Source organism: Enterobacter sp. NFIX59 (genome assembly GCF_900113755.1).
GTDB lineage: Bacteria > Pseudomonadota > Gammaproteobacteria > Enterobacterales > Enterobacteriaceae > Enterobacter > Enterobacter pseudoroggenkampii.
This window is the reverse complement of sequence record NZ_FOQN01000001.1, coordinates 919065-937585: the sequence shown is the minus strand read 5'-3', so window position 1 is coordinate 937585 and position 18521 is coordinate 919065. Positions and strand designations below refer to the sequence as shown.

General features: G+C 50.8%; 21 protein-coding genes and 2 pseudogenes. 12 read left to right on the top strand and 11 right to left on the bottom strand.

What is annotated here, in order from left to right:
- Positions 1 to 3 precede the first annotated feature (3 nt).
- From BM007_RS04575 to BM007_RS04565, 3 genes are all read left to right on the top strand, one after another.
- Positions 4 to 741 (top strand): phosphatase, encoded by a 738-nt coding sequence (locus tag BM007_RS04575; RefSeq protein WP_090417389.1) that lies wholly within the window; start codon positions 4 to 6, stop codon positions 739 to 741.
- Positions 742 to 762: 21 nt separating this feature from the next.
- Entirely contained in the window at positions 763 to 1317 is a 555-nt protein-coding gene (locus BM007_RS04570) for a TorD/DmsD family molecular chaperone (protein ID WP_029740002.1), read from the top strand.
- A 96-nt stretch (positions 1318 to 1413) separates the two neighbouring features.
- Positions 1414 to 1896 carry a DUF1097 domain-containing protein gene (locus BM007_RS04565; RefSeq protein WP_139210879.1) on the top strand — a complete coding sequence of 161 codons (483 nt, stop codon included), beginning with the start codon at positions 1414 to 1416 and terminating at the stop codon, positions 1894 to 1896.
- A 43-nt stretch (positions 1897 to 1939) separates the two neighbouring features.
- Here BM007_RS04565 and csgG read toward each other — a convergent pair whose 3' ends face one another.
- Genes csgG through csgD form a run of 4 tightly spaced genes read right to left on the bottom strand, consistent with a single transcriptional unit; the run spans position 1940 to position 4281 of the window.
- Positions 1940 to 2773: a curli production assembly/transport protein CsgG gene (gene csgG / locus BM007_RS04560; RefSeq protein ID WP_024908984.1), complete on the bottom strand. Its 834-nt coding sequence runs from the start codon at positions 2771 to 2773 to the stop codon at positions 1940 to 1942.
- Between the two features lie 26 nt (positions 2774 to 2799).
- Positions 2800 to 3213 carry a curli production assembly/transport protein CsgF gene (gene csgF / locus BM007_RS04555; RefSeq protein ID WP_023311106.1) on the bottom strand — a complete coding sequence of 138 codons (414 nt, stop codon included), beginning with the start codon at positions 3211 to 3213 and terminating at the stop codon, positions 2800 to 2802.
- A 23-nt stretch (positions 3214 to 3236) separates the two neighbouring features.
- Positions 3237 to 3626, bottom strand: coding sequence for a curli production assembly/transport protein CsgE (csgE, locus tag BM007_RS04550; RefSeq protein ID WP_048991542.1), 390 nt, complete (start codon positions 3624 to 3626; stop codon positions 3237 to 3239).
- 4 nt (positions 3627 to 3630) lie between these two features.
- Positions 3631 to 4281 carry a biofilm master transcriptional regulator CsgD gene (gene csgD, locus BM007_RS04545; protein WP_090417387.1) on the bottom strand — a complete coding sequence of 217 codons (651 nt, stop codon included), beginning with the start codon at positions 4279 to 4281 and terminating at the stop codon, positions 3631 to 3633.
- A gap of 742 nt (positions 4282 to 5023) precedes the next feature.
- Between csgD and csgB the strand changes: the two genes are divergently transcribed.
- From csgB to ymdB, 5 genes are all read left to right on the top strand, one after another.
- Entirely contained in the window at positions 5024 to 5479 is a 456-nt protein-coding gene (gene csgB / locus BM007_RS04540) for a curli minor subunit CsgB (protein WP_090417385.1), read from the top strand.
- Between the two features lie 41 nt (positions 5480 to 5520).
- Positions 5521 to 5973, top strand: a complete 453-nt coding sequence (gene csgA, locus BM007_RS04535; RefSeq protein ID WP_048991545.1) for a curli major subunit CsgA — start codon at positions 5521 to 5523, stop codon at positions 5971 to 5973.
- Between the two features lie 61 nt (positions 5974 to 6034).
- Positions 6035 to 6367: a curli assembly chaperone CsgC gene (gene csgC, locus BM007_RS04530; protein ID WP_090417383.1), complete on the top strand. Its 333-nt coding sequence runs from the start codon at positions 6035 to 6037 to the stop codon at positions 6365 to 6367.
- Between the two features lie 164 nt (positions 6368 to 6531).
- Positions 6532 to 6852, top strand: coding sequence for a type 1 fimbrial protein (locus BM007_RS04525; RefSeq protein ID WP_090417381.1), 321 nt, complete (start codon positions 6532 to 6534; stop codon positions 6850 to 6852).
- 106 nt (positions 6853 to 6958) lie between these two features.
- Positions 6959 to 7501 carry an O-acetyl-ADP-ribose deacetylase gene (gene ymdB / locus BM007_RS04520; protein ID WP_024908992.1) on the top strand — a complete coding sequence of 181 codons (543 nt, stop codon included), beginning with the start codon at positions 6959 to 6961 and terminating at the stop codon, positions 7499 to 7501.
- Between the two features lie 33 nt (positions 7502 to 7534).
- On the opposite strand, the gene mdoC is transcribed toward ymdB, so the two are convergent.
- The gene (gene mdoC / locus BM007_RS04515) at positions 7535 to 8674 is read right to left on the bottom strand and encodes a glucans biosynthesis protein MdoC (protein WP_024908993.1); all 1140 of its coding nucleotides are present in this window, start codon (positions 8672 to 8674) and stop codon (positions 7535 to 7537) included.
- Positions 8675 to 8928: 254 nt separating this feature from the next.
- Between mdoC and mdoG the strand changes: the two genes are divergently transcribed.
- From mdoG to BM007_RS04495, 3 genes are all read left to right on the top strand, one after another.
- Positions 8929 to 10482, top strand: coding sequence for a glucans biosynthesis protein MdoG (gene mdoG, locus BM007_RS04505; protein WP_021240787.1), 1554 nt, complete (start codon positions 8929 to 8931; stop codon positions 10480 to 10482).
- Positions 10475 to 13003 carry a glucans biosynthesis glucosyltransferase MdoH gene (gene mdoH, locus BM007_RS04500; protein ID WP_048991549.1) on the top strand — a complete coding sequence of 843 codons (2529 nt, stop codon included), beginning with the start codon at positions 10475 to 10477 and terminating at the stop codon, positions 13001 to 13003. Before mdoG ends, mdoH begins: the two co-directional genes overlap by 8 nt.
- An 83-nt stretch (positions 13004 to 13086) precedes the next feature.
- On the top strand, positions 13087 to 13314 hold the full coding sequence (locus BM007_RS04495) for a YceK/YidQ family lipoprotein (protein ID WP_090417379.1): 228 nt from the start codon (positions 13087 to 13089) through the stop codon (positions 13312 to 13314).
- Positions 13315 to 13320: 6 nt separating this feature from the next.
- Here the strand turns inward: BM007_RS04495 and BM007_RS04490 are convergent, their stop codons facing one another.
- The 4 genes and pseudogenes from BM007_RS04490 to BM007_RS04475 form a co-directional block, all read right to left on the bottom strand.
- The gene (locus BM007_RS04490) at positions 13321 to 13695 is read right to left on the bottom strand and encodes a MysB family protein (RefSeq protein ID WP_014831418.1); all 375 of its coding nucleotides are present in this window, start codon (positions 13693 to 13695) and stop codon (positions 13321 to 13323) included.
- Between the two features lie 84 nt (positions 13696 to 13779).
- Positions 13780 to 13966 (bottom strand): annotated as a pseudogene (locus BM007_RS04485) (IS4 family transposase); the annotation flags it as partial.
- Between the two features lie 181 nt (positions 13967 to 14147).
- Positions 14148 to 14348: a hypothetical protein gene (locus tag BM007_RS04480; RefSeq protein ID WP_048990092.1), complete on the bottom strand. Its 201-nt coding sequence runs from the start codon at positions 14346 to 14348 to the stop codon at positions 14148 to 14150.
- Entirely contained in the window at positions 14345 to 14848 is a 504-nt protein-coding gene (locus BM007_RS04475; RefSeq protein WP_061715554.1) for a hypothetical protein, read from the bottom strand. Before BM007_RS04475 ends, BM007_RS04480 begins: the two co-directional genes overlap by 4 nt.
- Positions 14849 to 15338: 490 nt before the next feature.
- Here BM007_RS04475 and BM007_RS04470 point away from each other — a divergent pair, with 490 nt between their 5' ends.
- The gene (locus tag BM007_RS04470; protein WP_322742063.1) at positions 15339 to 15905 is read left to right on the top strand and encodes a DUF2778 domain-containing protein; all 567 of its coding nucleotides are present in this window, start codon (positions 15339 to 15341) and stop codon (positions 15903 to 15905) included.
- A 448-nt stretch (positions 15906 to 16353) separates the two neighbouring features.
- Here the strand turns inward: BM007_RS04470 and BM007_RS04460 are convergent.
- Together BM007_RS04460 and mdtG are read right to left on the bottom strand one after the other, a co-directional pair.
- A pseudogene (locus tag BM007_RS04460) lies at positions 16354 to 17057 on the bottom strand (integrase core domain-containing protein).
- Between the two features lie 181 nt (positions 17058 to 17238).
- Complete coding sequence (gene mdtG, locus BM007_RS04455; RefSeq protein WP_090417375.1) at positions 17239 to 18456, bottom strand: multidrug efflux MFS transporter MdtG; 1218 nt, start codon at positions 18454 to 18456, stop codon at positions 17239 to 17241.
- Between the last annotated feature and the right edge of the window lie 65 nt (positions 18457 to 18521).

The window sequence follows — 18521 nt, the reverse complement described above, 5'->3', positions numbered from 1 at the left end:
GAGATGTATCCCGTTGACCTGCATATGCACACCGTCGCCAGTACCCACGCGTATAGCAACCTCCATGATTATATCGCTCAGGCGAAGCTTAAAGGTATTAAGCTGTTCGCGATCACCGATCATGGCCCGGACATGGCGGATGCGCCGCACTACTGGCACTTTGTGAATATGCGGATCTGGCCACGTCTGGTGGACGGCATTGGGATACTGCGCGGCATTGAGGCGAACATCAAAAATATCGACGGTGAGATCGACTGCACCGGCCCGATGCTGACGTCTCTGGACCTTATCCTCGCCGGTTTTCATGAGCCGGTTTTCCCGCCTCAGGATAAAGAGACCAACACCGCGGCGATGATTGCCACTATCGCCAGCGGCAATGTGCACATTATCAGCCACCCCGGTAACCCGAAGTACCCGATTGATATTCAGGCTGTCGCGCAGGCGGCAGCAAAACACCGCGTGGCGCTGGAGATTAATAACTCCTCCTTTGTTCACTCGCGTAAGGGCAGCGAAGACAACTGTCGCGCCGTGGCGGCCGCCGTGCGTGAAGCGGGTGGCATGGTGGCGTTGGGCTCAGACTCTCATACCGCGTTTACGCTGGGTGATTTCAGCGAGTGCCTGAAAGTGCTGAATGATGTTAACTTCCCGGAAGCGCAAATCCTGAACGTGACCCCACGCCGCATGCTCGATTTCCTCGAGTCGCGCGGAATGGAACCGATTGCCGAATTTGCCGATCTTTAATTGTGTAATGGAATAAAAAAAATGAACGAGTTTTCCATCCTCTGCCGCGTGCTGGGTACGCTCTATTATCGCCAGCCGCAAGACCCGCTGCTGGTGCCACTTTTTACGTTAATTCGTGAAGGTAAACTGGCGCAGAACTGGCCGCTGGAACAGGATGATTTACTGGAACGTCTGCAAAAAAGCTGCGACATGCAGCAGATTGCGACCGACTACAATGCGCTGTTTGTCGGCGATGAGTGCCGCGTTTCGCCATACCGTTCTGCCTGGCAGGAAGGGGCGACGGAAGCGGAAGTCCGTGCTTTCCTCTCCACTCGCGGTATGCCGCTGAGCGATACGCCAGCCGATCATATCGGTACGCTGCTGCTGGCAGCGTCCTGGATTGAAGATAACGCCGGTGATGATGAGAACGAAGCCATTGAAACCTTGTTCGAAACGTACCTGCTGCCGTGGGTCGGGACGTTCCTGGGTAAAGTTGAAGCGCATGCCACCTCGCCATTCTGGAGAACGCTGGCGCCGCTGACCCGCGACGCTATCGCGGCAATGTGGGATGAGCTGGAAGAAGAGAACGAAGAGTGATGTAAGTCACATAAATTCTGCAACTCATCAGTTCATTTTGCATGTAATGTGCTGATGATCTCATTTCTATGGTGCGCTTCTGCTAAGATGCGCGCCATGAACATATTACTTTGTATCGCAATAACGACAGGTATTCTCTCCGGGCTCTGGGGATGGGTAGCCGTGTCTCTCGGATTGCTCAGCTGGGCCGGATTCCTCGGCTGTACCGCCTATTTCGCCTGTCCGCAGGGGGGCGTAAAAGGGCTCTTTATCTCAGGCTGCACGCTAATGAGCGGCGTTATCTGGGCGCTGGTGATCATGAAAGGCAGCGCGCTGGCACCGCATCTGGAGTTGCTGGGGTATATCATGACGGGCGTCGTCGCCTTTTTAATGTGCATCCAGGCTAAGCATCTGCTGCTTTCATTTGTGCCGGGAACCTTTATGGGGGCGTGCGCGACCTTTGCAGGGCAGGGTGACTGGAAGCTGGTGGTCCCTTCACTGGCGCTGGGGTTGCTGTTTGGCTATGCCATGAAAAACAGCGGCCTATGGCTGGCGTCGCGGCGGGAAAAAGCGCAAAACATCACGGCAGTGAGTGAATAAAAAAAGGCGAGATAATCATCTCGCCTTTTTTATGCGCTTCCTGTCAGGATTCCGGAGGGACTGACATATCGCGGTATTTCACCAGTATCGGGTTCTGCACGTCTGCTTTGTTTTGCAGATCCCACAGCCCGCGGTCGATACCGTCGTTGATTAAGTAGATCACGCCGGTTTCAATGGCTGACATCAGACACATCATGACCGGCTCGTTAGAGGTGTAGCCAATTTCACCTTCCAGTAAACGCTGGTAATCGATGAAGCGGAATACCCCAGCCTGAACTTCATAAGACAGAATGGTTTTGCTGGTGTTCACCGAAGAGAGCACTTCGCCTGTACTGACGTTGACCACACGCAGGTTAACGGCGATCTGGTCAAGCTGGTACTGGGTATCCGCACCGATACCGAAGTACCGCGCGCCCGCACCACCCGATTTAACGTTACTTTCGTAACCAATAATCGATCCTTCAATCATTACGTTCGCTGCCGCCAGAGATTCCAGAGGCGTGCGGTTATTGGCCGCGACGGTACCATTTTCCTGTGCGGCACGAATGATTTTTCGTTCATTCAACAGGTTCTGAAGACCCTGACGTTCCAGCGGAATAAACCAGTGCGAATCCTTGAGCGCGGTAACCAGCATCGCGGTGGCGCTCTGCGGCACTGCCGTGGAGAAGTTACTTGCCGGGTAAGGTTTGAATTGCCCGGTTTCATCCTGAATATTGTATACGGAGACAAATATTTTCCCCGTTGGAGCAGGTAAATGCGTTAAATCACGATAACTCTGGGCCCGAGGCATTAATGTTGGTTTTGCAGCTTCTTTAGGTGGAGCAGTTAAACAACCGCTCAATAAGCACACTGCAACAAATATCAGGAAGCGCTGCATGATCGTTGTCCTTATTTAGCTATTGTTTAAAAGTCAGTTGAATTACTTTGAAGACCGGAAACCTGAATGGTGGAAATCCTTCCGGTTTTACGATCGGTCACGTTCAGCTGAAGCTGTCCGTCCGTGTTGGCGATATCAACGATAAAATCGTTGGTCACCATTCGGCCGGGTTTACCGGTATTAATGTTGGTCAATAACCCGCCTAAAATCTGCGACTGGATAGCCTGCGTGAAGTTGTCCAGGGCGGATGGGGTATCAATGCTAAAATCCTTTAAGCTTGGGTCCTTATAGGAGTTTTGCGCCTGAGCTTCATTCAGCAGGAACGCACCGTTGTTAGGGTTACCGCCAAAGTTAGGGTTACGGAACTGAAACGTCATGTTTCCGGCCCAGCTGATGGGTGTGATCAGCATTATCGAAACAACTGCATATGCAATACGCATGACAGCCTCCGCATATCGGTTCGCTAGAACTCGTCTTTTGCTAAATCGCTGGTGCTTAATAGGGCTTTATCTATTTGCAGGCGATTAATAGCGTCTTCTGATTGTGCCAGTGCTAAGACTACGTTTTTATCGAAGTCTATTTTGGTCGGGAATAAAAACGTTTGATAAATAACGTACTGATTAGCCGTTATTGTTATCCAACTTCCCCATCGTGCACTGGGCCGCTCGTTGATTGTTATATTACCCGTGTAGGTACTGTCCCATTTGTCGCTGAAGGCACGGTAAAAACTGTGCCCGACCGATGAGACAGTGTGGTCTGTTAACAATCCGGGAACTTCGACCTCGACGGCCTTCAGATTCCCAGCAGCGAGCAGGAAACTCGCTGCGGCGATCCAACTCAACGTGCGCTTCATGTGATTAACGCCTGAGGTTATCGTTTGCCCACGAAACCGCCTGAGTTCGGTTTTTCACAGCTATCTTCTTGAAAAGATTATAAAGGTGCGTCTTTACCGTATTTTCGCTGATAAATAACGAACGGGCGATTTCAATATTTGAAGCACCAATGCGTAACTTATTCAGGATCTCTTTCTCACGGTGCGTGAGCAGTGCTGACTCTGTGCTGTTATAGCGATAATTTCCGGAGTGCGTGATGAGATAGCTGGCAAGCTTTTGCGAAAAATAACACTCTCCGCGCAATATACCTTGCAGCCCCTCTACCACCCGGTCTTCTTCTTCCGTGACGTAGAACACGCCATTGATATGCGGCCAGCTTTCAATATCTCTGAAAGGATATTCATCAGGCGTATTCAACAATAGCACGCGGATATTATTGTTTTTCCTGCTTAAAATATCCTGCCAGTAATGGATAAGCTTTTTATCAGCTTCCATCATATCGAAAAGAATGATGCTGCCAGGTGCAATATCATCAAAAGAACGTTGAATATTATGCAATTTCCCGTTCAGTGATAAAGATTGCTTTAAATGTTGTAATAATGCTGTCGCTTGCAAAGAAGGTTTTGTGATCAACAGTAATGTATGACCATGTAAACTATGGACTTCATTATACATGATGAAACCCCACTTTATTTTGGCACCTGACAGCTGTCCTCCTGTTTAAAAGAGGACACCAGAAGTACTGACAGATGTTGCACTGCTGTGTGTAGAATCAGACCATAACCTCCACAGGGAGGTAAATATAAAACCAATTTCGTACATCTAATTTCAATCTAGCTTTTACGAAGTTTAAAGCAAGTGTTAAACATGTAACAGGATGTAAAAATCAATATTAATTTGTGAAATTAGGATGTTTGGAATGGCAATAATTGATGAGAAAGTTGTACACAGAAATAGATGTGCACAGATTTTAAAAATCATACAAATATTTTTAATTATTTGATTTTTAATGTTATTTGCTATTTTTGTAAAGCATTAATTAAGTATGAGTTTCAGATTATTTCTAAGCCCGCGAATGAGTGACTGTCTGGCTTAAGAAAAGAAGCTACGTGTCACGCGATGAGAAAAATGTTCTCCTGCCGTTACGTTTAAACAACCCGGGAGGAAGCGTGGACAGCCTTCGTCTCGTTGTACACCCTTTCGCAACACACCTTTAATAAAAAATATAAGCTGGCCTGATTAAAGTGATTTTTGATGTAAATTACGACTTTGTGGTGACCCGATAAATAAAAATAAGCCACGCGGGTGAGATATTTAAAATGTTTCAGCGGACATACTCTTCACCGTAACGACGCGTTAACACAATACGAGTCGTTTAAACATGGAGTGATTAAATAGCCAGGTCCAGGGTGACAACATGAAAAACACATCGTTAATTATGATGTTTACATTACTGGGTGCGCCTGGATTTGTAACCGCAGCGAATTCAGATTTGGCAAATTCTGAATATAATTTTGCGGTTAACGAATTAAGTCTTTCATCACTAAATCAGGCAGCCATTATTGGTCAACGGGGCGTTTTCAATAACGCTGAGGTTCGCCAGGACGGTTCAAGACTCTTATCCATTGTTTCCCAGGATGGGGCAGGCAACAGAGCGAGGGTTGATCAATCAGGGAGTTACAATTTAGCCTGGATCGATCAGAGCGGTAACGCGAATGATGCAGGTATTACGCAAGATGGATACGGTAATAGCGCGAAAATTATCCAGAAAGGGTCGGGTAATAGAGCAAATATTACGCAGTACGGTACGCAGAAAACCGCAGTTGTAGTGCAGAAACAGTCGCAAATGGCTATTAACGTTATTCAACATTAGCGCTTTCGCGACGACTTTAATCAATCCGATGGGGGTTTACCATGAAATTTATCAAAGTGGCAGCACTTGCAGCAATCGTAGTTTCTGGTAGTGCTATGGCGGGTTCTATTAATCAGGGCGGTTGGGGTCATGGACATGGTCACGGTGGATACAGTGGCCCTAATTCAACCCTGAATATTTATCAGGACGGTGGCGGTAACTCCGCGGTTGCTCTGCAGACAGACGCCAGAAATTCCGTGCTGAATATTACCCAGAAAGGTGGCGGTAACGGTGCTGACGTTGGTCAGGGTTCTGATGACAGTAAAATCAACCTGACCCAGAAAGGATTTGGCAACAGTGCGACACTTGATCAGTGGAACAGTAAAAAATCCGTCATGAATGTTAGCCAGACCGGCGGCTTTAACGGTGCACTCGTAGACCAGACTGCGTCCAACTCAACTGTTAACGTTACCCAGATCGGTTTTGGTAACCACGCGACAGCTCATCAGTACTGATACTGAAATCTGTGCTACAAAAAAACAGGGCATCAGCCCTGTTTTTTTTCGGGAGTTCATCATGAATACCTTAATTCTACTCGCCGCGCTTTCCAGCCAGATAACCTTCAAAACGTCGCAGCAGGAAAACATGACCACCATTGTTCCGCAGGTCACTCTGGCGAAGTCGTGTGATTGTCAGGTTCAAATTGTTTCTGTTCGGGAAGGGCAGGGGGGACAAAGTTCGTCCCGACAGCAAAATACCCTTTTTATACCCGCTAATCAGACGATTGATTTAATGCGCCTGAGTTTAAATATTAACGCAGGAGACACGGTAAAAATCGTGGTCACCGTTTCAGATGGAAAATCGCTTCATTTATCACAACAGTGGTCACCGGCGGGAAGTTCGATCTAAATATTCATGAAATCAATGCGTTGCGAATGTGGCGGGTCTGTGCCGTTGAGCTATGCTGATATCAGGGACCTGGTCGTTATGTTCCTTAACGTGAGGCTTCGTTTGCCGTAATAAATGAAGCGCGTTTACCCCTCATGGACGATTTTCATTGAGGAGTACCTATAATGAATAACTATTTTGCTCGACTCGCGGCAGGTCTGGGTCTGGTCGTTTCTACTTTGAGTATCCCGGCTTATTCGGCCACAGTTGTTGACGGGGGTGTCATTCATTTTCGCGGTGCCATTGTCGCAGACCCCTGTGAAGTCACTCCCCAGAAGCAACAATTTGCAATGTCATGTCCAGATAATAACCGTATGCAAACGCGTATGGTGAGCTATGAAGAGGCGCTTAACGGGAAAGTGAGTGACTCAAACCTGGCGACGCTCAATATGAAATACCTTAATCCTGAAAAAACGCTCGCGGTTGTCGAAATCCAGTATCGCTAATGCGCACTCTCCCGCCCAGCGGTGGAAGAGGATTTTTTCTGATAGTTTTTTCTCCCGGTCTCCTCTGCGATACACTTAAGAAAAAGGCGGGTTGCAGAGGGGCTTTATGAAACCGCAAATTGACATTATTCATGGCGATATTACGACCATGCACGTCGACGTTATCGTCAATGCGGCCAATCCCTCCCTGATGGGGGGAGGCGGCGTGGACGGGGCTATCCACCGGGCTGCCGGACCGCAGCTGCTGGAAGCCTGTAAAACCGTGCGGCAACAGCAGGGCGAATGTCCTCCCGGTCACGCGGTGATTACGCTTGCGGGCAATCTGCCTGCCAGAGCGGTTATTCATGCCGTAGGGCCCGTCTGGCATGGCGGGGACCAGCACGAAGCGAGTATTCTGGAAGAGGCTTACCGGAACTGTTTACGGCTGGCCGCCGACAACGGCTATAAAACGATGGCGTTCCCGGCCATCAGCACCGGCGTGTATGGTTACCCTAAGGCCGCCGCCGCAACGATCGCCGTAGAAACCGTTTACCGCTACCTGTCGTTAAAACCGCTGCCGGAGAAGGTGATTTTTGTCTGTTTCGACGACGACACCACGCATCTTTATCAGCGGCTGCTAACTCAGCGCAGACAAGAGCTGGAAAGCTGAAGCAAACGCGGCGCATCCGGTGCGCCGCGTGTTCTAAGAGGCTTTCGCCTGCGGTTTTCCTGAAAAGAGGAAACGCAGCAGCGGGATCCGCAGATGGATTTCGTAGAGTACGATCGCCACCCCCACAACGAACACCAGCCCGGTAAAGAAGCCCAGCGTGTTGGAGGCGATGTGCGGTGTGATGTAAGCTCCGAAGAAAAGCGTCAACGGGTGATGCACCAGATAGATAAACAGCGAAGCATTAACGAAGTAGGTCACGCGGTGAGACTTAAAGTTCAGCAAACGGTGGCCCAACGCGAATACTACGTTCACCATCCACAGGCCCAACAGCATCGTGATCACGCTTTCCGTTTCATACATCCAGGCGTCGCCGCTCCCGTAGCGCTGATTTAGCAGATAGGCCGCGAACGCGAGAGTGGCTCCCAGTGCGCACCACGGTGACGGGGTGACAAACAGCGATTTAAGCTTCGGATGAATAAACGCCAGCGCGCCGATTAAAAAGAAGGGAATGTAGAACAGCGACTGCATCACCACAAAATTAAATAACCCGTCGCTCAAAATCGGCGGGTAGACGATAAGCAGGGTCCGTCGCACAGCGGCATAGGCAATCCCCAACAGCAAGAAGAGCACTGACAGTTTGCCCATCGTAACGTTGGCGAAAAAGACGTCGGCTTTCGTACTTAGATGGTGGCGAAGGCGGCTGAAAATCAACAGACTCACCGTGGTGAGCACCACCAGGACCAGCAGGAACCACAGGTGGGATACCAGCTCCCAGACTAGCGTATTGTACTTTTCATACAGTGTCAGATTCGGCCAGTTCTCCGCTTTACCCTTCACGTACTGCAACATAATGAACTGGGGCAGCGTCAGCAACGGAATGGCGGTCAGCATGGGGATCCCCACGCGCTCTACGCGCACTTTCCACCAGCGCTTGAGCGGGTATCGCAGAAACAGCATGTAAGAGAAATAGCCGGATATGACAAAAAACACCTGCATACGGAAGGCGTGAATAAAGTCATTAAACAGCGTCAGCCACCAGGAGGGCATCTGGCTATTCACGTGCCAGGTGTGGCTGGAGTAAATCAGTGAAATGTGAAAGGGGATCCCCAATAGCATCAGCCATGCCCGGATCGAGTCGAGGAAATATTCACGTTCTGTTGGTGTTGTGCTCATATAACGTTGTGCATTCTCAGACTTTTCGTCTTATCCCTAAGACTCATAATGGTTACATTCGAAGGCAACCCTACACCAAGACCGACACCCTGTCTCCAGGATAAGCACGCAAAGTGAATAGCGGGTTCTTTCATTTGCTTAATCCCTGAGCCAGCAGCTGAACAAAGCAGTGATAATGTTGTCGGATTGCCTGAGTTTCCATTAAAATGGATCGGATCGATATAAGCACACAAAGGGGGAAGTGCTTACTTATTATGAAACATAAACCACAGATGATGAAAATGCGTTGGTTGGGTGCTGCAGTGGTGTTGTCACTGTATACCTCATCGGCACTGGCCTTTAACATCGACGATGTCGCAAAACAGGCAAAATCGATGGCAGGCAAGAGCTACGAAGCGCCGAAAAGTAACTTGCCCTCCGTTTTCCGCGACATGAAGTATGCGGACTATCAGCAGATCCAGTTCAATCACGATAAAGCGTACTGGAGCAATATCAAAACCCCGTTCAAGCTTGAATTTTATCATCAGGGTATGTACTTCGACACGCCTGTTGCCATCAATGAAGTGACGGCGACAGCGGTTCGTAAGATTAAGTACAGCCCGGATTATTTCAATTTTGGCAATGTGCAACACGATAAAGATACGGTGAAAGACCTGGGCTTCGCAGGCTTCAAGGTGCTTTACCCGATCAACAGCAAAGATAAAAACGACGAAATCGTCAGCATGCTGGGTGCCAGCTATTTCCGCGTCATTGGCGCGGGGCAGGTATACGGGCTTTCTGCGCGTGGTCTGGCTATTGATACCGCGCTGCCATCAGGTGAAGAGTTCCCACGTTTCCGTGAGTTCTGGATTGAGCGTCCAAAACCAACTGACAAACGTCTGACCATTTATGCGCTGCTGGATTCCCCGCGTGCAACCGGCGCCTATCGCTTTGTGATTATGCCGGGTCGTGACACGGTGGTTGACGTACAGTCCAAGGTTTACCTGCGTGACAAAGTAGGCAAACTGGGCGTTGCGCCACTGACCAGCATGTTCCTGTTTGGGCCGAACCAGCCGTCTCCGGCAACCAACTTCCGCCCGGAACTGCATGACTCCAACGGTCTGTCTATTCATGCCGGTAACGGTGAGTGGATCTGGCGTCCGCTGAATAACCCGAAACATCTGGCGGTGAGCAGCTTCGCAATGGAAAACCCGCAAGGTTTCGGCCTGCTACAGCGTGGTCGTCAGTTCTCCCGCTTTGAAGATTTGGACGATCGTTATGACCAGCGTCCAAGCGCCTGGGTCACGCCAAACGGTGACTGGGGTAAAGGTAAAGTCGAGCTGGTAGAAATTCCAACCAACGATGAAACCAACGATAACATCGTCGCTTACTGGACACCGGATCAGCTGCCGGAAGCCGGTAAAGAGATGAACTTCAAGTACACCATTACCTTCAGCCGCGACGAAGATAAGCTGCATGCGCCGGATAACGCGTATGTGATGCAGACTCGCCGCTCAACGGGTGATGTGAAGCAGTCTAATCTTATCCGTCAGCCTGACGGGACCGTGGCGTTTGTCGTGGACTTCACCGGCCAGGATATGAAGAAACTGTCGCCGGACACCGCCGTTGCCGCTCAGGCCAGCATCGGTGATAACGGTGAAATCGTTGAGAATACCGTGCGTTACAACCCGGTAACCAAAGGCTGGCGTCTGACCCTGCGCGTGAAAGTGAAAGATCCGAAACAGACCACTGAAATGCGTGCTGCGCTGGTCAGTAACGATCAGCCGCTGAGTGAAACCTGGAGCTATCAGCTACCTGCCAATGAATAATACATCTGAATATATTGATGCCATGCCGCTGACGGATATCGAAAAAGCGGCACTGCCTAAGAGCGACATCCGCGCGGTTCACACCGCGCTGGATGGTGAACATCGTCAGTTTTCCCGTGATGATGATACGCCGCTCGGGTCAGTCAAGGCGCGTCTGGAGCAGGCCTGGCCGGACTCGCTGGCGGAAGGGCAGTTGATTAAAGACGATGAAGGACGCGATCAGCTTCAGGCGATGCCGAAGGCCACGCGTTCCTCAATGTTCCCCGATCCATGGCGCACCAACCCGGTGGGCCGCTTCTGGGATCGCCTGCGCGGGCGTGATGTGACGCCGCGCTATCTGTCGCGCCTGACAAAAGAAGAGCAGGCGTCCGAACAGAAATGGCGTACCGTGGGGACCATCCGTCGCTATATCCTGCTGCTTCTTACGCTGGCGCAGACGGTCGTCGCGACCTGGTACATGAAAACCATCCTGCCTTATCAGGGCTGGGCGTTCATCAACCCGACGGACATGATGGGCCAGGATCTCTGGGTCTCCTTCATGCAGCTGCTGCCGTATATTCTGCAGAGCGGCATCCTTCTGCTGTTCGCGGTTCTCTTCTGCTGGGTCTCGGCCGGTTTCTGGACCGCGCTGATGGGCTTCCTGCAGCTGCTGATGGGGCGTGACAAATACAGCATTTCGGCGTCAACGGTCGGGGATGAACCCCTCAATCCCGAGCACCGTACCGCGCTGATTATGCCTATCTGTAACGAAGACGTTGACCGCGTATTTGCGGGCCTGCGTGCGACCTGGGAGTCCGTAAAGGCGACCGGTAACGCGGAGCATTTTGACGTTTACATCCTGAGCGACAGCTACAACCCGGATATCTGCGTTGCAGAACAAAAAGCGTGGATGGAGCTGATTGCAGAAGTGCAGGGCGAAGGGCAGATCTTCTACCGCCGTCGCCGCCGTCGTGTGAAGCGTAAAAGCGGTAACATCGATGACTTCTGCCGTCGCTGGGGTAATCAGTACAGCTATATGGTCGTGCTGGATGCGGACTCCGTCATGAGCGGTGACTGCCTGAGCGGTCTGGTGCGTCTGATGGAAGCCAACCCTAACGCGGGTATCATTCAGTCCTCGCCAAAAGCGTCCGGCATGGACACCCTTTATGCGCGCTGCCAGCAGTTCGCCACCCGTGTCTACGGGCCGCTGTTCACCGCGGGTCTGCACTTCTGGCAACTGGGTGAGTCGCACTACTGGGGTCACAACGCCATCATCCGCGTGAAGCCGTTCATTGAGCACTGTGCGCTGGCGCCGTTGCCGGGTGAGGGGTCATTTGCAGGCTCTATTCTGTCGCATGACTTCGTGGAAGCAGCGCTAATGCGTCGTGCTGGCTGGGGCGTCTGGATTGCCTACGACCTGCCGGGATCGTACGAAGAGCTGCCGCCGAACCTGCTGGACGAGCTCAAGCGTGACCGCCGCTGGTGTCACGGTAACCTGATGAACTTCCGTCTGTTCCTTGTTAAAGGGATGCACCCGGTTCACCGTGCGGTGTTCCTGACGGGCGTGATGTCTTATCTCTCCGCACCGCTGTGGTTTATGTTCCTTGCGCTCTCCACTGCGCTGCAGGTGGTCCATGCCTTGACGGAGCCGCAATACTTCCTGCAACCGCGGCAGCTGTTCCCGGTGTGGCCGCAGTGGCGTCCGGAGCTGGCGATTGCGCTGTTTGCCTCCACCATGGTGCTACTGTTCCTGCCTAAGCTGCTCAGTATCATCCTGATCTGGTGCAAAGGCTCGAAAGAGTACGGCGGTTTCTTCCGCGTGACCCTTTCACTGCTGCTGGAAGTGCTGTTCTCCGTGCTGCTGGCACCGGTGCGTATGCTGTTCCACACCGTATTTGTGGTCAGTGCGTTCCTGGGCTGGGAAGTGGTCTGGAACTCACCGCAGCGTGATGACGACTCCACGCCGTGGAGCGAAGCCTTTATGCGCCACGGTTCTCAGCTGCTGCTGGGTCTGGTGTGGGCGGCCGGAATGGCCTGGCTGGATCTGCGCTTTCTGTTCTGGCTGGCGCCGATTGTCTTCTCGCTGATCCTGTCGCCGTTTGTCTCCGTGATCTCCAGCCGTTCAACGGTGGGGCTGCGGACCAAACGCTGGAAACTGTTCCTGATCCCGGAAGAGTATTCCCCGCCGCAGGTGCTGGTGGATACCGATCGTTATCTCGAGCAGAACCGCAATCGCACGCTGGATGACGGCTTTATGCACGCCGTGTTTAACCCGTCATTCAACGCCCTGGCAACGGCGATGGCCACTGCGCGTCACCGTGCCAGCCAGGTGCTGGAGATTGCCCGCGATCGTCACGTTGAGCAGGCGCTTAACGAGACCCCGGAAAAACTCAACCGCGACCGTCGACTGGTGCTGTTGAGCGACCCGGTGACCATGGCGCGTCTTCACTACCGCGTGTGGTCCGCTCCGGAGAAATACTCTTCGTGGGTGAACTACTATAAGGGCGTGAAGCTGAATCCGCTTGCACTGAAGGCGAAGTAAGTCGTTAAGCAGGGCGGGTAGCGAAGCGCTACCCGCCAGATAAAATACCGGCTGCGAGGCCGGTATTTTTTTAGAGGTTAGAGATGAGAATAACCATCGTCGTCATGATGGCATGCCTGCTCAGCGGCTGCGGCAGTATCATCAGTCGCACCATTCCAGGGCAAGGCCACGGTAATCAGTATTACCCGGGGGTAAAATGGGATCTCCGTGATTCCGCATGGCGTTACCTGACCATGCTCGATCTGCCGTTTTCGCTGATTTTCGACACGCTGTTGCTGCCGATTGATGCCAGCCATGGCCCTTACGAATAGCGTAAATTAACGCTCGTCCCACTCATCGGCTGCGGTTTGACCTTCTTCCGTATCCAGCGGTGGCTCGAGCTGAAACTCGCCCTCATCCCACTCGTGTAGCGTGTTCTCTTCCAGCCATTCCTGCCGAAGTTCGATTTCGTCATAGTCGCCATCGAAGACGGCCTGCGCACCTTCACCGCTCAATATCGGCAAACATTCCCCTTCTTCACCTTCATCGGCAAAGAATTCGGCCTGCCACATAATATCCCCATCCTGCAGAACGTATTTTTGGATATTAAGCTGTTGCACGTCAGCATCTTCTTCATCAACGCCGGGGTTGTCGGCGAGGAACTCTTCACGAGCGGCATCAATAGCTTCTTCCAGCGTGGCGTACATGGTCATTGGTGTCTCCCTGTTTTCCAGAAGGTTTCAGGGAAAGAATAGCTGAATATAAGATTCTGCAAGTATGAATGTGAAAATAAGACGTCACACATTCAATGCCGCCCACTTAAGCGGTGCGGCACGAGAGTTCACCGCGTAACGGATTTTTGACATCTTAACTGCCCTCGGCCTTAATGGCTGGAGGCGTTTTGTTATGAACACCGCTTCCAGATCTCCACACATGTGCTCTAATTGTTTTTGGATTGACGGTATTCACCAGTACTGACATCTCCGATGGCGGCAGACGACGACATGGGCGAACCGTCGCTGAAAACGAGCAGGTCGTTGAGAAATGGCATAAGAAAACGGCTCCCTGTAGTGGAAGCCGTTATAGTGCCGCGGTAAAGAATCGGTCAACCGCTCCTTAACTGAACGGCATTGCCCATTAAGCGGGGCTTTTTCTTGATTCCATATCAACGCTTCTTTTTTGGTTTGAATAAACGATCGCTGACAATAAATGCAACTATCAGGAATATAACAGTAGATATTAATGCATAATCTTCCCAAAAGGTGACGGCGAGCATACCGAAAATAATAGTTAAACCAATAGGTATATAAACTTGCATAACAAGCCTAACTAATTCCTGCCACCACACGCTAAACATTTTTTTCATCGTACTATCCTAAGAATATCAGAAACAATATCGTTATCGCTTTTTTGGTATTGGTTGTGTACGTCAACACGATCAATTATTGGTTCAACCAGGAAGTATAACATTTCCAGATCACGATTATAGAGATCTCTATAGTACCGACTATGTTTATATAAAAGACGTTCCGCAGCCTGTGAAGCTACCTGTGCGTACCCATATATTCCCGCCGCAGCTACACCACGCGTTGACCATTTGGTGAGTGCCGAGGAGATCGATACTTGCATTGAAAGACTTGAAGCCGCTAACGTAGCGATAGTGTACGCAATGGTAAACTTGGTAAGGGTGGCAGTTGTAAACCCAGCTCCTGCTTTAGACAAGATTAACGTAATGTTCCTGATGCGCTGGTCTGAGAGATTTTCAAACATATAGTTGATATAGATTTCAAGCATCTCTCTTATAGTGTCATGATGTTTTACGAGTACTACAAGAGCCTTCAAGAACCTCTTATCTTCTTGCTTCAAACGTGTACATACGTCCTGGTAGTTGTCGAGGAAGCACGAGCTATACCACGAAAGCCTTTCCACCCCAGAGTATATTAAATGAGCCTGTTGTACGGCTTGCTGTTGAACACCAGCAAGGCTTTATCCAGCAGGTTAGCCATGTAGCGATCAGCATCAAGTTTGTTCAGTATAAGCGAGTTGTAGCTCATGAATCCTTCCCATGTTTCTCCCTATCCATATTCCACATAACAGTAATAAACCTCCGAATAATAAACAAGATGTATCTACCGATGGAGGCAGGTCACGCCAGTACTCGAAAACCCGCAAGGCGTTATTACTCACTTTGCTCGACAGATGATAGTACTGAATCAAAGTGATTGGGGTCGGTACTACGTACCTAAAGTCTTTGCGAGTAATTACGCGTCGCCTTGCTCCTTGTCAGGGTTGCGGGCTGTTGAATCCCTTCGCGTACTTACCTACCTTATAGTGGTGATGTTCGATTACTCGACACATGATAGAATCGCCCTATGCAAACAGCAGGGAAAACAAAATGCAAATAATGAGGATGACATACGACGACATTGATAAAAATGGCTATGCCAAATTACACGTCTATGGAATAGGAACTTTCTCTGCATTCAGTGGGCAAAACCCATATACCAATGATCCCAACTGTGCGTACTTACCAAACAGTGCAATACCTACTGGACGGTACTGGATAGTTGATAGGCCAACTGGCTCTACATTGAATAAGATCCGGGCATGGGGCGTTGATACAATCACAGGTAATGACCACTCCGAATGGTTTGCACTCTTCAGTGCTCAAACCATGACAGATAGCATAATGATTAACGGTGTATCGCGTGGTAGTTTCCGGTTACATCCACTCAGGCCGGATGGTTCTGGTTTCTCTGAGGGGTGTATTACTTTCGTCAATCGACCCGATTTCTATACTGTACGTAGTCAGTTGCTCCGTACTAAAAAGGTTAAAGTACCAGGATCAAGGACTGGATTGATGGCATATGGTTATGTTGATGTGCAAGGGGGGAGCGACTATGCGAAGTGCAGGATTCGTTAAGAATGCGGCCATATACAGTATCTGTATTGTCTTTGCATGGTGGCTATCAAGTTTCGGTAAGCCTCTCAATGGACTAACGCAATGGGTCATGGATACCGCCTATAGTACTTTCGGTTCCGGCCTGAGTGGTTCATATGAAGCTGATGCAGATCCGGTAAGGTTCATCGCCTTAATCCTGATGGTACTTATCTACGCTATCATACTGTTCTTGCTCACACGTTTGGTACTAAGAAAGTTTCAGGCCAATCGCTAATACCTCATTTTATTAAGTACCCTCACTGTATATGGTGAGGGTGTTTTTTGGTACTTAATTACTGACTATAACAATAAATACATCAACAATAGATGAGGTGAGTTTATGGAAAAATATATTATTAACGATTTTGTTTATGAAGTTATTGGCAATGTGATAACCGTCCTGACCTGCCCCCCGTATTAGATACAACCATCAGTTAGTAATGTCGGTTTGTTTACTTTCACATTTTCCATTCCGCCACCGTGCTGCAAACTCTGATGGCGTCTGATAATTCAGTGCTGAATGTGGACGACATCGTTATAATCCTGCCGCCAGTCATTAATGACTTTCCTTGCGTGAACGATATCACTGAACCTGTGCTCATTCAGACATTCATCGCGAAATCGCCCGTTAAAGCTCTCAATAAATCCGTTCTGCGTTGGCTTGCCCGGCTGGATTAAGCGCAGTTCAATACCATGCTCAAAAGCCCATTGATCCATTGCACGGCAGGTGAACTCCGGCCCCTGGTCAGTTCTTATCGTCGCCGGATAGCCTCGAAACAGTGCAATGCTGTCCAGAATACGCGTGACCTGAACGCCTGAAATCCCGAATGCGATGGTAATGTCAGGCACTCCTTCGTGAAGTCGTCCACACAGGTCAGGCACTTGATCCTGCGACCGGTCGCATCACACATCAATACCACGGCTTCCCGCTTCTGGTCTGTCGTCAGTACTTTCGCCCCAGGGCCACTGAAGAGCCTCCTTATCCAGCATGGCTTCGGCAAGCAGCTTCTTACGCCAGGTATAATAGGTGGCGTTGGAAATGGCGTACTTGCGGCAGAGCTCACGGGCAGAAACCCCTGCTTCAGCTTCGCGGAGGATACTGATGATCTGTTCGTCGGAAAAACGCTTCTTCATGGGGATGTCCTCATGTGGCTTATGAAGACATTACTTACATCGCGGTGTCTTAATCAACGAGGAGCAGGTCAGCGTACATGGTCATTAGTGTCTCCCTGTTTTCCAGAAGGTTTCAGGGAAAGAATAGCTGAATATAAGATTCTGCAAGTATGAATGCGAAAATAAGCTTCAGGCGTTCGTCTTATTCCGTCACGGGCCGTAACGCGCGGGATAAACTGAACCACGAATAAATGGCATTGAACAACACGACGCCCGCCGTCACGATAAAGACGGCGCGAAAGCCGAAGCTGGCAGAGATCCCGGCCCCGAGCAGCGGTCCGGTGACGTTACCAATATCCCGGAATGACTGGTTATAGCTGAAAATACGCCCGGCAATCTGGTTCGTGGAGTTGTAGACCAGCAGGGTCTGTACGGCGGGCAGCAACGCGCCGTCGGCGGCACCCAGCAAAAAGCGCAGGACGCCCAGCTGCCATGGCGTTTGCACCATCGACATCGGGATAAGCAGCAGGACGGAAATCACCAGCGCGCAGATCAGGATTTTTTCCGGACCCACCCGGTCCCCCAGTTTTCCCAGCCTCGGGGCGCTCAGTAGCGCCGCCACGCCGGGTACGGAGGCAATCAGCCCGCTGATGAACGCAATATTGCTGACGTTACCCGCCAGGTCGCGAACGTACAGCGTCAGAATAGGGGCAATCGACCCGGTAGCCACCTGGATAATCATTGTCGTCACGAACAGGCTCAGCACCAGTCTGGGATTTCTAAGCGAGGTCAGCACCTCCCTGGCGTGGAGCATCTCTTTTTTGGCGACAGGCGTGAAGTTTTCCCGAATACAGAGCAGGGTGACGATAAAGCACAGGAACAGCACGCTGGCGGTGATAAAGAAAACCGGCCGCAGGCCATAGCTATCGGCCAGGAGTCCACCGGCCAGTGGCCCCAGCAGGGCGCCGCTCACGCCGCCGGTTGAAAGCGTGCCCAGCGCCCAGCCGCTCTTATGGCGGGGAATTTGTGTGGCAATCAGGGCATTGGCATTGGGAATAAAGCCCCCCAGCAGGCCCAGCAGCGCGCGGAGGATCAGGAACTGCCAGACGTTTTGCGCCACGCCCATCAGCGCCATGATAATGGCCATCCCCAGCGCCGAGCGCAGCAGCATGATTTTACGTCCCTTGCGATCGGCAAGGCCGCCCCAGAAGGGCGAGGCTATCGCAGAAAACAGGAACGTGATGCTGAATACCAGGCCGGACCACATATTGAGCGCGCTGTGACCCGTCACGCCCAGCTGTTCGACGTAGAGCGGCAGGAAGGGCATGACCAGGCTAAACGCCGCGCCGGTAAGAAAACAGCCAAGCCAAGCAACCGTGAGGTTACGCTTCCAGTTTATGGGGGCATCTGAGGGTGACATAACAATCCGCATAATGAGGTGCTGAGCACCTGAAGCATGAAGTAATAAGCATGCTAATTATGCGC

Coding starts and splice junctions, on each gene's coding strand:
- BM007_RS04575 (WP_090417389.1), top strand. CDS start 4: ATGTATCCCGTTGACCTGCATATGCACACCGTCGCCAGTACCCACGCG.
- BM007_RS04570 (WP_029740002.1), top strand. CDS start 763: ATGAACGAGTTTTCCATCCTCTGCCGCGTGCTGGGTACGCTCTATTAT.
- BM007_RS04565 (WP_139210879.1), top strand. CDS start 1,414: ATGAACATATTACTTTGTATCGCAATAACGACAGGTATTCTCTCCGGG.
- csgG (WP_024908984.1), bottom strand. CDS start 2,773: ATGCAGCGCTTCCTGATATTTGTTGCAGTGTGCTTATTGAGCGGTTGT.
- csgF (WP_023311106.1), bottom strand. CDS start 3,213: ATGCGTATTGCATATGCAGTTGTTTCGATAATGCTGATCACACCCATC.
- csgE (WP_048991542.1), bottom strand. CDS start 3,626: ATGAAGCGCACGTTGAGTTGGATCGCCGCAGCGAGTTTCCTGCTCGCT.
- csgD (WP_090417387.1), bottom strand. CDS start 4,281: ATGTATAATGAAGTCCATAGTTTACATGGTCATACATTACTGTTGATC.
- csgB (WP_090417385.1), top strand. CDS start 5,024: ATGAAAAACACATCGTTAATTATGATGTTTACATTACTGGGTGCGCCT.
- csgA (WP_048991545.1), top strand. CDS start 5,521: ATGAAATTTATCAAAGTGGCAGCACTTGCAGCAATCGTAGTTTCTGGT.
- csgC (WP_090417383.1), top strand. CDS start 6,035: ATGAATACCTTAATTCTACTCGCCGCGCTTTCCAGCCAGATAACCTTC.
- BM007_RS04525 (WP_090417381.1), top strand. CDS start 6,532: ATGAATAACTATTTTGCTCGACTCGCGGCAGGTCTGGGTCTGGTCGTT.
- ymdB (WP_024908992.1), top strand. CDS start 6,959: ATGAAACCGCAAATTGACATTATTCATGGCGATATTACGACCATGCAC.
- mdoC (WP_024908993.1), bottom strand. CDS start 8,674: ATGAGCACAACACCAACAGAACGTGAATATTTCCTCGACTCGATCCGG.
- mdoG (WP_021240787.1), top strand. CDS start 8,929: ATGAAACATAAACCACAGATGATGAAAATGCGTTGGTTGGGTGCTGCA.
- mdoH (WP_048991549.1), top strand. CDS start 10,475: ATGAATAATACATCTGAATATATTGATGCCATGCCGCTGACGGATATC.
- BM007_RS04495 (WP_090417379.1), top strand. CDS start 13,087: ATGAGAATAACCATCGTCGTCATGATGGCATGCCTGCTCAGCGGCTGC.
- BM007_RS04490 (WP_014831418.1), bottom strand. CDS start 13,695: ATGACCATGTACGCCACGCTGGAAGAAGCTATTGATGCCGCTCGTGAA.
- BM007_RS04480 (WP_048990092.1), bottom strand. CDS start 14,348: ATGAAAAAAATGTTTAGCGTGTGGTGGCAGGAATTAGTTAGGCTTGTT.
- BM007_RS04470 (WP_322742063.1), top strand. CDS start 15,339: ATGATAGAATCGCCCTATGCAAACAGCAGGGAAAACAAAATGCAAATA.
- mdtG (WP_090417375.1), bottom strand. CDS start 18,456: ATGTCACCCTCAGATGCCCCCATAAACTGGAAGCGTAACCTCACGGTT.